12 protein-coding genes are annotated in these 12132 nt (G+C 53.6%); 7 read left to right on the forward strand and 5 right to left on the reverse strand.

Annotated elements, in window-relative coordinates:
* Nucleotides 1–60: 60 nt before the first annotated feature.
* Nucleotides 61–780, forward strand: coding sequence for a histidine phosphatase family protein (locus L0M99_RS04790; RefSeq protein ID WP_238127932.1), 720 nt, complete (start codon nucleotides 61–63; stop codon nucleotides 778–780).
* A gap of 91 nt (nucleotides 781–871) precedes the next feature.
* Here the strand turns inward: L0M99_RS04790 and L0M99_RS04795 are convergent, their stop codons facing one another.
* The 4 genes from L0M99_RS04795 to L0M99_RS04810 form a co-directional block, all read right to left on the reverse strand.
* The gene (locus tag L0M99_RS04795; RefSeq protein WP_238127933.1) at nucleotides 872–1411 is read right to left on the reverse strand and encodes a PLD nuclease N-terminal domain-containing protein; all 540 of its coding nucleotides are present in this window, start codon (nucleotides 1409–1411) and stop codon (nucleotides 872–874) included.
* 36 nt (nucleotides 1412–1447) lie between these two features.
* Nucleotides 1448–2338, reverse strand: a complete 891-nt coding sequence (locus tag L0M99_RS04800; protein ID WP_238127934.1) for a 1,4-dihydroxy-2-naphthoate polyprenyltransferase — start codon at nucleotides 2336–2338, stop codon at nucleotides 1448–1450.
* Between the two features lie 85 nt (nucleotides 2339–2423).
* Nucleotides 2424–4157 (reverse strand): AMP-binding enzyme, encoded by a 1734-nt coding sequence (locus L0M99_RS04805; protein ID WP_238127935.1) that lies wholly within the window; start codon nucleotides 4155–4157, stop codon nucleotides 2424–2426.
* Nucleotides 4158–4576: 419 nt separating this feature from the next.
* Nucleotides 4577–5368, reverse strand: a complete 792-nt coding sequence (locus tag L0M99_RS04810; protein ID WP_238127956.1) for an SIR2 family NAD-dependent protein deacylase — start codon at nucleotides 5366–5368, stop codon at nucleotides 4577–4579.
* Nucleotides 5369–5638: 270 nt separating this feature from the next.
* On the opposite strand from L0M99_RS04810, the gene tatA reads away from it, so the two are divergent.
* From tatA to L0M99_RS04835, 5 genes are all read left to right on the forward strand, one after another.
* Nucleotides 5639–5920, forward strand: a complete 282-nt coding sequence (tatA, locus tag L0M99_RS04815; protein ID WP_038110330.1) for a Sec-independent protein translocase subunit TatA — start codon at nucleotides 5639–5641, stop codon at nucleotides 5918–5920.
* 14 nt (nucleotides 5921–5934) lie between these two features.
* On the forward strand, nucleotides 5935–6756 hold the full coding sequence (tatC, locus tag L0M99_RS04820) for a twin-arginine translocase subunit TatC (RefSeq protein ID WP_024059911.1): 822 nt from the start codon (nucleotides 5935–5937) through the stop codon (nucleotides 6754–6756).
* A gap of 142 nt (nucleotides 6757–6898) precedes the next feature.
* A complete protein-coding gene (locus tag L0M99_RS04825) occupies nucleotides 6899–7174 on the forward strand; it encodes a DUF6457 domain-containing protein (protein WP_238127936.1) in 276 nt (91 codons plus the stop codon).
* 40 nt (nucleotides 7175–7214) lie between these two features.
* Complete coding sequence (gene moaA / locus L0M99_RS04830) at nucleotides 7215–8249, forward strand: GTP 3',8-cyclase MoaA (protein ID WP_024059913.1); 1035 nt, start codon at nucleotides 7215–7217, stop codon at nucleotides 8247–8249.
* A gap of 2 nt (nucleotides 8250–8251) precedes the next feature.
* Complete coding sequence (locus L0M99_RS04835; RefSeq protein WP_024059914.1) at nucleotides 8252–8497, forward strand: MoaD/ThiS family protein; 246 nt, start codon at nucleotides 8252–8254, stop codon at nucleotides 8495–8497.
* A 566-nt stretch (nucleotides 8498–9063) separates the two neighbouring features.
* Here L0M99_RS04835 and L0M99_RS04840 read toward each other — a convergent pair.
* Nucleotides 9064–10473: a xylulokinase gene (locus L0M99_RS04840; protein WP_024059916.1), complete on the reverse strand. Its 1410-nt coding sequence runs from the start codon at nucleotides 10471–10473 to the stop codon at nucleotides 9064–9066.
* 273 nt (nucleotides 10474–10746) lie between these two features.
* Between L0M99_RS04840 and xylA the strand changes: the two genes are divergently transcribed.
* On the forward strand, nucleotides 10747–12093 hold the full coding sequence (gene xylA / locus L0M99_RS04845; RefSeq protein WP_024059917.1) for a xylose isomerase: 1347 nt from the start codon (nucleotides 10747–10749) through the stop codon (nucleotides 12091–12093).
* Nucleotides 12094–12132 lie beyond the last annotated feature (39 nt).

The raw sequence follows: 12132 nt of genomic DNA on the forward strand, positions 1-12132 counted from the left end.
ACGGTCTAGCTAGGTTTTGCGCACCCTAGTTAGCAAAACCGGTTTGCTAGGGTGGAGGATATGCAGAACCTAACCACGATTCACCTAATGCGCCACGGCGAAGTCGATAATCCGGATGGGGTTTTATATGGGCGCCTTCCCGGCTATCACCTAACCGATCTCGGCAAGCAAATGGCGCAGATGAGCGCGGAATACCTCTTGGAAAAGGGCGCCTATTTAGAGGCTATCGTTTCCTCGCCCCTGGAGCGCGCGGTCGAGTCTGCTACTCCGGCCTCTAAGCTATTCGATCTGCCTATTCACACCGATAAACGGCTTTTAGAGTCGATGAATATGTTCGAGGGCGAAGTGGTTAACGGTAACCGCGCCTCCCTCTTCCATCCGCGCAATTGGCCGCGCTACCGTAATGTTTTCCGTCCTTCCTGGTGCGAGCCTTACGCCGTCCAAGCCAGCCGGGTTACCGAAGCGGTGCGTTCTGCTCTCCACCTGCCGATTACCGATCCTTCCCGCCTGGGCCGCTCCGCCGATGGCGCTACGATTCGAGAAATCTTGATAGTGTCGCACCAGCTGCCTATCTGGTCTTTCCGCCTGTTTGTGGAAGGTCGCCCGCTCGCGCATATTCCTACCCGCCGGCAATGCGCCCTAGCTTCGCTTACTTCTCTGACTTTCTTAGGAAACACCCTGATCAGTTTGGACTACTGCGAACCGGCGGCTCCGCTATTAGCTCAGGCTTCCGATATGGTACCGGGAACTTCCGCCGCCGCTCTAAATCAAGGAAACTAAACGCCGGCCGAGCCCATAATGCGCAGAGTATTTGGCTGAAAATGACCCGGCCAGTGCAGTTACTGTGGCTACGCTGAGCACTGGTAGCGCTTTAATCGTGAGCGGAAGGCTTTTCCGGAGGGTTCGCGTCCGGGTCGGCTTCGTCGTCTCCGGTGCCTTCTGTTGAGGTAGTTTCCCCGTTTCCCCAGGTATTTTCCCCGCTGCCAGCGGCGTCATGCCCATTATCGCGATTCTGCTGATTTTTCGCCGCTCGCCGCTGCGCCTCTTCTTCGGCTTCCCGTGCCAGCTTCTCCCGCCGCATCTTTGCCTCTAATGAGAACAGGAAATCGGGGTTATCGTCTGGCGCCTGAGGTATCTCTACTTCCTGCGAGCGGGAACCCTGCCCGCTTCCTCGGAAAATGTCCAGCGGATTGCGGGGAATCTCTATCCTGCCGTCAGCGCTTTCGGCTTTGCTCGCCCAAGAAATCACGATCCATGCGAGCGGACCAAAAAGCGGTAAGACAATGATAATTAACAGCCAAAACGCCCGCGGAAGTCGCCCGGGGAGATCAGATTTATCCGTGCGCAAGCAATCTACTAGCGCGTATACCGCTAGCAGAATCTGTACGAGGGCAATAACTACCGCAGCCATGTTCCCAGCCTAACAACTATAAATTTTTTGGTCTGTCTAAATACCGTGGAAAGCCCACTGAACCGCGATAGCCAGCCCATACCCCAAGGTGATTTGCCCCACCTGTTTTAAGGTTTTTATCAGCTCTTTCCCGCGCGCTCCCTGCAACACTTTCATCTGCGGATAACTCACCCAAATCACCAGGGCGAGGCCAAACACTAGCGCTTCCCAACGGACACTGAAGGATACTACCCCCAGCACCAAAGCCACATAAAGATAGGCAACAAAGAGGTACCGTGAGCCTTTATCCCCTAACTTCACCGCTAGCGTATTTTTTCCGCTCTGACGGTCTCCGGGAATATCACGCAGATTATTTATTAACAATAGGGCGCAAGAAAGTAGCCCGATACCACTGGCCGCTGTCCAGGTGCGCCACGGCAACATATGGGCATGCACCCAGATAGTTCCCTGCACCGCCAAAAGACCGAAAAAGGCGAACACCATGACTTCGGATATCCCGGGCAAATAGCCGTATGGATGTTTTCCTCCGGTGTAGAACCAAGCCGCCAAGGCAGCCAGCACCCCGAGCCCAATCAAGCCGTAGCTACCTGCCCAGATACACAGGGCAATTCCACAAATCCCTCCAAAGGCGTAGCAGCTCAAGGCCGCGAGTAACACCGTGCGGGGGGCGGCTAATCCCGCACCGGTCAGGCGCTGGGGCCCTACCCGTTTTCCGCTCGCATCGGTGCCACGAATCCCATCGGAATAATCATTAGAGAAATTCACGCCTACCTGGAAGGCTAACGCCACTAACAGGGCTAATACTGATTTTCCTAGCGAGGCGTGTCCCAGGCCAATTGCCCCGCCAATCCCCATAATCACCGGCGCCAGGGAGGCGGGTAAGGTTTTCGGGCGGGCAGCTTCAATCCATTGTGAACCAGTTGCCATTACGGCTTAGATTCCTTTCTATTCGCGGTGCATTATCGCTTTTCTTCGTTTTCACAGTAATGAAACTTCTTTGACTGTCGCCGGATTATCTAATCCAAGCTTCCCCGGCTGCGACTCGCTGGGTAGCCAGTTGCCGGCAGGCGCTACGATCAAGATTTCCTTGCAGATCAGTAGGAATTTCATTTACAAGGACGAGGGCGCGGGGGGCATGTGCCCGATCCAGCTGGCCGGTCACCAAGGCTCGCACCAGCATCGCTAAATCGGTGGATGGTTCGGATTCATCCTCGGTAGGAACCGTGGCGCTATGGGGACGGTCTCCCGCTTCGGGACGGTTGCTGCTCCCCGTGATCTCAGTTGCCGCGATTTCCATTTCTTCTAAATCGCCCTCTAGATCCTCGGGCAGAGTTACCGGGGTCGCGGGGGCAGCATCGGCAGCTGGAAAGACAATCTCTCCTTCGGAAGTGGGATTAGCGGTTCCCCGCGCCACCTCGTAGATTCCGGCCGGCAGTTCCCCGGTTTCTGCGGCGGCAACCACATCCACATCGGCTCCCCTGATCTTGGCGGCCATTGCGGCCATCGCCGCTTCCAAGGGAGTTAGTTGCGGCTTCGATTCCTCTACCTCCGTAGAAGGAAGCCCGGCCAGGTCTCGTACTTTTTTAGCATCAACTTTTATGACGGATCCGCGTGAAAGCCCTGCCGAAACGGCTGGCTTTACCGCTAAATTATGCTGAGGATTTAGCAGCTGCTCCGCGATATCTGATGCCGGCTTGATGACTGCAGTAACCAGGGAACCCCACCTCGGATCTGGTACTCCCACCACTACTACCTGGTCAACTTGCGGTAGATCCTGGATTACTCTTTCCACCAAGGAGGCTTGGATATGAACTCCCGCAGTGGCTATTACATCGCGCATTTTTCCGTCCACGACTAGACGCGACCCGCGCATATGACCCGCGTCTTTGCTACGCATCCAACGCCGCCGTCCTCGCGTAACCCACTCCACCTGTCCAGGTTTACCCAGATAACCGGCCATCATGCAGATCCCAGAAAGCCAAATCCGATCCCCAATAGTAGCTACGTGCACTCCGGCTACTGGTTTGCCATCCAGTACGCATAGTCCACACGATTCAGGGATCCCGTAGCCGGGAATAATATCTATTCCCGCTTCTCTCGCGGCGCACCTTAGACGATCGTGACTAGTTAAACCGGTAACTATCAGTACTGATACCTCGCTCAGAGCGCTGCGCTGTGCAGGAGGAATTTCCAGGAGCTGAGTTAGTTGCTCCTTAGTGATCTGCATATAGATAGGTGCCTGATCTTTGTCGCTGCGATCCTTCGCTCGCTCCACGGCCCTCACAATCTCGAGGGCGCTAGCCGGTGTGGTTTTGGCGGCAATGATCGGAGGAATATTTACCGCAATGGCTCGTGCCAGGATCATCATGCCGTCAATCTCGGTGACTGGAGCGGTAAGAATCCAGCGTCCCGGCCTACCTACCGCGGAATTTACTGCTTCCGCCATATTTTTAATACTGAGCTGCGAGTAACAAATAACGGCACCCCCTGCCGGTGCCGGCAAGGCTAAGACCGCGGATTCTGGCACTTGACGCTTGCGGGTTTCATAGTCTGCCAGTCCCTTCGGGCGACCCGTACTCTTGGGGAAAGGGAAAAGTACTTGCGATTTTTTCAGGCGAGTGCGATTTAGATTAGGAGGGAGATCTGCGTCCCCGGTCATTTGTTTAGCTAGCGCAGAAAGCAAAGTGGAGACGTCTGCCGAAGAATCTGCTACCGGCAGGTAATGAAAAGGAGAAAAGATTTCCATCGCGACTTCCTGGAAGTTAATTAATGTCGAATGCTATTCTAGCCTGTCATTAGCTTAGAGTTCTTAAAACTCCGTAACCTTAGCTACGGATAAAGCCACAGGGTGTAGCATTTTATGACTTGTAGCACATGAAAAAGATTAGGCTTCTTCCATCTTTTTGCTATACTTATATAAGCTGGTCGCTCCGGCTATTTTAGGGGAACGTGTGTCAAGATAACCCCTAAACTACAACCTAGAGTCGGTTCCGCATATGCGCAGGAGGGAGCGCGTGGAACCGACTCTAGGCATTTAAGCTCCCTTATCATTTCGCCGGGAGGCTCCCTGTGGGCTTCCGATCAGGGTGCACTTGCTGGGCGTGCGCCTTTCGACATTAGCCCACATATCACGACAGTCGACCTGTGGTTACTACTTGCTCTGCGCTAATCCAGCAAGATCTCTGCTACTTGGGTTAGTACCTGAGAGGCGCCGCCAGATACCCGCACGTCGGCGAGGGAATCTGCAGCCGTAGGTCCCCGGTTAATCACCGCCACTTTGGCGCCGGTTCCCCAGGCTTCCCGCAACACCCACAGCCCCGTAAGCACCGCCAGGGAAGTTCCTACCGCCAGCACCACGTCAGCTTCCCGTGCCGCCGCGAAAGAACGATCCATGGCCTCGCCGGGCAGGGATTCTCCGAAAAACACGATTCCCGGTTTAATGGTCCCGCCGCAACGCGGACAAGACAGCAGGTTGAACTGGCAGGCACGCGCTGCCTGCTCATCGGCTGCCGCTAGCACTGCCACATTTTTAGGATCGGGATCGTCTTTTACATCCGGATTAAGTTTGCGTAGCTCCTGGTCAATATGGTCACGCGAAAATACTGCTCCGCACCCTAAGCATTGAACCTCCTCAAAACTGCCGTGCAGCAGCTGCACATTCTTACAACCCGCTTTCCGGTCTAAGCCGTCTACGTTCTGGGTGGCGATGCAGTTAATCAGCCCCGCCTCCTCTAGCCGCGCTAAAGCCTGATGCCCCGGGGTGGGCTGCAGCCGCGCTACCGTTTTCCAGGTTTCTTGATTACGCCGCCACACCCATTTTTGCCAGTACAGCTCACCTAAAAACTGATCCATATCTACGGTGGGCATACCCGACGAACCAGTTCCGCGATAATCCGGGATCCCGGCATCGGTGGACATGCCGGCTCCCGCCACCACAATCGTTTTCTTCCCCGCCATCAAATCCGCTACGGCCTGGGCTCCCGCTATTTCTTCCTCAATGAACTCGCTCACGTTTTGCCTCCCGCCCTCAGATTACCCCGTTTAGAGGACGATTATCGCGGAGGTAAACAGCATTAACCTACCTAGCGCTATTTACCCCTTAAATTTGCTGGTTAACCGGGGAAGTTTTAGCTATTGTCGATAGGAGTCACCTATTTGCCGGCGAACCCCGCTACAATTGGGGAAGGCAATTATCGATGCCGTCTGCAAGAAAGGAAGGGCATCCCTGTGAGACCGACACACATTCTGATTCTGCTCCTGGTGTTAATCCTCGTTTTTGGAGCTTCCAAACTGCCCGATATCGCCCGCAATATCGGCAAATCGGCGAAAGTCCTCAAGTCGGAACTTTCAGATCTCAGCGAGGACGACAATCCCAAGCAGGTAACATCTGAAACTCCGGCACCACAAATTTTGACTTCTTCTCCGGCGCCCACGCAGAACACACAGGCTTCCTCTCCGGAAGTGGCTAGCGGGCAGTCCGAGACCGCGGATTCGCCGGAAACCAAATAGTTCTCTAACCCCCGATGCCGGGACAAAAAAAGAACAACCCGCAAGCCCGCATGCGGGTAAGCGAACACCTGGTAGAACTACGAAAACGCCTACTGTTGGCGCTGGCCGGGATACTTATGGCCTCGATTGGTGGCTGGTTCTTAGTTACTCCTACCTTGAACTGGATGCAGGCACCACTACTGGCCGTCAGTGAGCAAGCTCCGCAACTTAACTTCCAAACGATTGGCGCCGCCTTTGATATGCGGATTCAGGTTTCTCTGTGGCTGGGAGTATTGATTTCCGCGCCCTGGTGGATTTTCCAAATTGGCGCTTTTATCGCCCCGGGATTGAAGCGCAAAGAAAAAATCTATATCGCCAGTTTTGGTTTAGTAGGGGTATTACTTTTCAGCGGCGGCGCCCTGTCTGGGATATGGGTAATCCCCAAGGCAGTTGCTATCCTTAACTCTTTCACTCCCGACGGAGCCTTAATGCTGCTAAGGGCAGATTCCTATATCACCTTCTTTATGCGCATGGTGCTGGCCTTCGGTCTGTCCTGCCTGGCGCCCGAAATCTTGGTGGCGCTGAACTTTATGGGGGTAATGACAGCAAAAACCATGCTCAAAGGCTGGCGGTGGGCAGTGGTGATTGCCGCTGTTTTCTCGGCAGTCGCCAATCCCCTGCCTACGGCCTGGCCGATGATCGTCCAGATGTCAGCTTTAATCGGGCTTTACCTGTTGGCAGTGGGGATCTCCGCTATCAATGACTGGATTAAAGCCGGAGGTAGCCTGCGCTCGCACTTCGGAAAGATTTTGCGAAAACGGAAGCATTCCGAGGCATCCTCCGCTTCTAAGCAATAATGATTGCTCGAAATCCGCGCCTATTTTCCTGACCTACGCCCTCGGAAAACAAAGCCTTAGCAAAGATTATCTTCCCTGGTATCGTTAATATTTAAGACGGATGCGCGGCCTTAATCCGGTCGCGGCAAGCGAAAGGGGGAACATGATGGCCGGCCACGGCAAGAAAGACGACCCAGAAAAGATGGCGCGGATGCATCGCTGGTTAGAACAAGTGCGCACAAACCTGCAATTGGAGGATAATCCCCTGGAAGCGGTGGAATCAGAACTGCTGTCCCTGATTGGAACCGTAGCCCATGGGCCTTCCCGCCCGGGAGCCCCTTTAACTGCCTTTCTTGCCGGATATCTTGCTGGTCACGGCGCTGACGCCAAGCAGGTTATTGCCCAGCTGCAAGAACTAGCTGACAACTGGGAAGACTAGTCAACTAGCATCACGCAGAGTAATACAGGCAGGAGGGGTAATGCGCGTCGAATCCGGAGGTGACGAGCCTTCGTCACAGCTACTCGACCATTGGGGACGGGTAGCAGCAGACCTGCGCCTATCGGTTACCGACCGGTGTAACTTACGCTGCAGTTACTGTCTTCCCGAGGACGCCGACAGCTGGATTCCCCGCCAGGATTTACTGACTCCCGCCGAGATCGGGCGACTAACCCAGGTGGCGCTGTCTCTAGGAATTCGTAAAGTTCGTCTAACCGGAGGCGAACCCCTTTTACGCCCCGATTTAGCCGAGATTATCCACCAGATTCACCAGGCATTCATGCAGGCGGGGATGCCGGCAGATATTGCCCTGACTACCAATGCTATTGGTTTAGCATCCCGGTTAGATTCATTAATAGCAGCCGGACTAGGGCGCATCAACATTTCTTTAGACACGTTGGATCCCGAACGGTATTTCGCCCTCGCAAAGCGTAACCGTTTTCCCGAGGTAGCCACGGCACTGGACAAGCTACCGGGTAGCGTCCTAAAACCCATAAAACTTAACTCGGTGATCTTAGATCAGCAGTCCTTAGAGGAAATACCGGAGCTAGTTCGCTTTGCGCTGCGGCGCGACTTCCAGTGGCGGGCAATCGAATTTATGCCCATTGGCCCCTTAGGGGATTCCGCCGCGACTCGCCCTCATGCCCGCGATATTCTCGCGCGTCTGCAGGAATGTTTTTCGCTCACCCCGATTGAAACTGACCCGGCGGCTCCGGCGCGCCGTTGGAACGTGGCGGCCGGCAGCGACCATCCTGCCGGGATTATTGGGGTTATTGCCTCCGAATCCGCGCCCTTCTGCGCCACCTGCGACCGCACCCGCCTGTCTGCCGATGGAAAAGTCTATTCCTGCCTGTTTTCTTTATCTTTTGTCGATTTACTTACTCCTTTGCGTCAAGGTGCCTCTAACGATGAGCTGGCTCAACTTTGGCTCACCGCTCAGGCAGCTAAACCAGCTGGTCACCGCGAAATAGCAGGGGCAGGACGCAGAACCTATTCTCTTTCTCAGATCGGAGGCTAAGCGTGATCACGGTACGTTTTTTCGCTGGGGCTGCCCAGGCAGCAGGTGTTGACAGCGCTAGAGTTCCGGCAACTGCCAACCAGACTCTGCGAGAAATTGCCCAAGCAGCCAGCAAGAACGATCTGGCATCGATCCTAGAGGTTAGTTCTTTCCTAGTAGATGGTGCCCTCGCCGATGGCGACACTCCCCTCGGTGAATCCGCCACTAACGGACAGTTAGATGTTCTCCCTCCCTTTGCGGGGGGCTAGGAGTTTTCAGTTCTCCGACTAGTGCGTGGGGGAGAAGTTTTTCCTCCCGCCCAAAGAATCGGCAAATGACTTGGTCATTTTCCGATTCTTACGCCCGCCTAGCCTGATCGGATAAAACTTCTCCCCCACGCAAGGGGTACAGCTTGTACGAGATTCCCGTAAGGTACGCGCTGAGCGTGCAGGGGCGGATTTATGCCGCAGGGTAGGCTGCGGGCGTTAAATCCGTGAAAATGCCAGAGCATTTTCCGGATTTCGGGGCGCGAGGCAAAATCCGCCCCTGTACGCGGACGACAGCGGGAGGGAAAACTTCTTGCTGCCCGTTAGGGTCGCGGCCGGTAAAAGATACGAGAGGGACACGCAAGCCGCAGGTACCTTGTTTAGTCGGAAACATAGCTATTTGCCTCTCCTTACAACTCCCTATCCTCGCTTAAGCGAGGAAATTGGGGTCCCCGGAGTGCTTTTACCGTGCCAGACCCGTGACACTAGGCGGGAAAAACTTATTTTCCGCGCAAGGGTCGGAACCGGAAAAAGAGACGGCAGCAATGACAGTGCCCAAGCGGATGTACCTACAGTAATTCTTCCATTAGGGGCAGATAGCGTTCCCACGCGGGATTTTCTTCTTTCGGCTGTATTTCAGCACTGAATTGTGGCTCCCAGTTTTGCCCGGGTATTTCCCCAGCAACGATTGCTGCCTGGCGGGCGGCTCCTTTAGCAACATATTCGCCGGGCTCGGGCAGGCGTAACGGAATCTGCAAAATGTCAGAAAGTATCTGCGCCAAAACCGCTGACTTAGCTGCTCCCCCTATCAGCATCGCTTTATTTACTGTGACCCCACCAGCTCGCACAGATTCAAGCGCAGCACGCATGTGGCAAGCTATACCTTCAAATGCAAGACGGGCGAAATTCTCTTTAGTCATTGCCCCGGGAGTCATCCCGAAAATACTGGCTGTTGCTTCAGGGAGATTCGGGGTACGTTCCCCGGCAAAATAGGGCAATAAAGTCATTCCTCCGCATCCGGTTTCACCCTTGGCAGCGAGCTCATCGAGTTCGAGGTAGTTAATCCCTAAGATTCGGCAAAAGTAGTCTTGTATTTGCGAACCGTTGATAGTACACGCGAGTGGTAACCACTTTCCGGTGGCATCCATGAAACCGGTAACTCCGCTTTTGGAATCCTGGAGGGGATGGCTAGAAACTGCCGCCACTACCCCGGATGTTCCTAAAGATAGCGAAGCCTCTCCCTCCTGAAGGTTTAGCCCCAAAGCCGCACCGGCGTTATCCCCACACCCGGGTCCTAAAATACCCCCACCGAACTCTGCGCTGGCGTTACCTACTTTTTCGAAGGAGTCCGCAATGCGCGGCAGAATTATTTTCCGCGCTTCTTCTTCGGATATTCGCAACGCATGCGCCAAAATGTCATAGCGATAAGATCCGTCCTCACAATCCACATAACCGGTTCCAGAGGCGTCCGAGAGGTCCGTTACTAGGTCACGTAAATCACCTGACCCCCGAATTTTCCAGGTTAGCCAATCATGGGGCAAACAAATTGCCGCGATCCGGTTTAAGTTTTCTTTTTCATGATCAGCTAGCCACCGCAACTTGGAAACCGTAAGGGAAGCAACCGGAACGGAACCTACCGCCTGAGCCCAGAAATCCGCCCCTTTTTCTTCGATTAATGCCGCTGCGCTTGCTGCTGACTTGGTGTCATTCCAAAGTTGCGCGGGTCGAATCACTTTTCCGGCTTCATCAAGTAACACCATGCCATGCTGTTGTCCTCCAACCGCGAGCGCAGCGACATCATTGAGACCGCCAGCTTGGGTAGATGCTTCACGAAATGCTTCTAACCAGGAACTAGGTGCTACTTCAGTCCCTTCGGGATGAGGCGTTTTCCCTTGTCGGACAATTTTCCCAGTTTCTACTTCGATTACCAGAACTTTACAAGATTGAGTTGAGGAATCTATCCCGGCTACTAAAGTCATTTTTCTCCTATATAGCATGGAGCGTACTTATTCACCCTTCGCTGGGCTAGACAACTCCGTCGATGCTTACTTTGTTTTATTCTCAAACATAGGCTATTGAGCCATTAGTGATTAGTCAAGGTTATTTTCGCAGGATATATGCGTGATATAACTCACTTTGATAATTGTTTTATCTCCGTGCTAGGCTTTGTTTTGTTACGCAACAAATAGTCTATCTCTGGTTCAGGTGTAAAAAACACTCTTACCGATGGGCTCGTACGAGGAGGTACTTAAATGTCAGATTTATGGAAAACGGATACTATTCCCTTTGTTGGAAACGACGATCCACGACAAGGACTAGGATTCCACTACTACCAACCGGACAGGGTTGTCGCGGGGAAGAAAATGTCGGAATGGCTACGCTTCGGAGTCGCCTATTGGCACAGCTTCCAACAGCGGTTGGTGGATCCCTTCGGAGAGGGAACCGCGCAACGCCCCTACGACTCTCTAACTGACCCCCTGGAGCTGGCGTTAGCCAAAGTTGATTATTCCTTCGAGTTTTATCAAAAACTGGGTGTTGAATACTTCTGCTTCCATGACCGCGACATCGCTCCCGAAGGCGACACTTTACGGGAAACTAATCAAAACCTGGACAAGGTAGTTGACCGGATTGAAAAACGTCAACAGGAAACTGGAATAAAACTTCTTTGGAACACCTGCAACTTGTTCACTAACCCGCGGTTCCAAGCCGGGGCAGCAACTTCCCCCTTTGCAGATGTATTCGCCTACTCGGGCGCCCAGCTTAAACACAGTTTAGAAATTGCAAAACGTTTGGGTGCAGAAAACTACGTATTCTGGGGTGGCCGTGAAGGCTATGAAAACTTGTGGAACACAGATCTAAAGCGCGAACAAGACCATATGGCCAGGTTCTTCCATGCTGCGGTGGATTACGCGAAAGAGATAGGTCTTGACTCCCAATTCCTGATTGAGCCGAAACCGAAAGAGCCCACCACTCACCAGTATGATTTCGATGCCGCCACCAGCATTGCGTTCCTCAAGACCTACGGCTTGGACGACAGCTTCAAACTCAATCTAGAAGGCAACCACGCCAACCTTGCAGGACATAGCTATCAGCATGAAATCAGGGTTGCGCGTTCTGCCGGGATGCTCGGCTCCCTAGATGCCAACCAAGGCGACAAACTATTAGGTTGGGATCTGGATGAATTCCCCTCCGACCTGTACGAAACCACTGCAGTAATGTGGGAAGTACTTTCCGAAGGAAGCATCGGCCCTCGCGGCGGTCTCAACTTCGATGCGAAACCGCGGCGTAGCTCTTACACTGAGGAAGATCTATTCGCAGCACATATCGTGGGGATGGACTCCTATGCGGCTGGCCTACTGGTTGCCGCCAAGCTAAAAAAGGATGGCTTCATCGATGAAATCCTACAAAAACGCTATTCCTCCTTTGACCAGGGAATAGGCAAGAAGATTGAGGACGGTCAGTTCACTTTGGCAGATTTGGAGGAGTACTCCCTAGACAAGACGCAATCTGAACTGATGAATGCCAACGAACCTGGGGAACTAGAAACCATCAAGGCTACTTTGAACAACTACTTGGTAAAAGCTCTCGCTGACGCCTAGTTATTAACTGACATCTAGTCACGCCGGTTGGGTTCAGAC

This window comes from Varibaculum cambriense, assembly GCF_022133705.1.
GTDB classification, from domain to species: Bacteria; Actinomycetota; Actinomycetes; order Actinomycetales; family Actinomycetaceae; genus Varibaculum; species Varibaculum cambriense_A.

Excerpts from the sequence above, each read along its gene's own strand:
- L0M99_RS04790 (WP_238127932.1), top strand. The coding sequence starts at position 61 with ATGCAGAACCTAACCACGATTCACCTAATGCGCCACGGCGAAGTCGAT.
- L0M99_RS04795 (WP_238127933.1), bottom strand. The coding sequence starts at position 1,411 with ATGGCTGCGGTAGTTATTGCCCTCGTACAGATTCTGCTAGCGGTATAC.
- L0M99_RS04800 (WP_238127934.1), bottom strand. The coding sequence starts at position 2,338 with ATGGCAACTGGTTCACAATGGATTGAAGCTGCCCGCCCGAAAACCTTA.
- L0M99_RS04805 (WP_238127935.1), bottom strand. The coding sequence starts at position 4,157 with ATGGAAATCTTTTCTCCTTTTCATTACCTGCCGGTAGCAGATTCTTCG.
- L0M99_RS04810 (WP_238127956.1), bottom strand. The coding sequence starts at position 5,368 with ATGGCGGGGAAGAAAACGATTGTGGTGGCGGGAGCCGGCATGTCCACC.
- tatC (WP_024059911.1), top strand. The coding sequence starts at position 5,935 with ATGCCGGGACAAAAAAAGAACAACCCGCAAGCCCGCATGCGGGTAAGC.
- L0M99_RS04825 (WP_238127936.1), top strand. The coding sequence starts at position 6,899 with ATGATGGCCGGCCACGGCAAGAAAGACGACCCAGAAAAGATGGCGCGG.
- moaA (WP_024059913.1), top strand. The coding sequence starts at position 7,215 with ATGCGCGTCGAATCCGGAGGTGACGAGCCTTCGTCACAGCTACTCGAC.
- L0M99_RS04840 (WP_024059916.1), bottom strand. The coding sequence starts at position 10,473 with ATGACTTTAGTAGCCGGGATAGATTCCTCAACTCAATCTTGTAAAGTT.
- xylA (WP_024059917.1), top strand. The coding sequence starts at position 10,747 with ATGTCAGATTTATGGAAAACGGATACTATTCCCTTTGTTGGAAACGAC.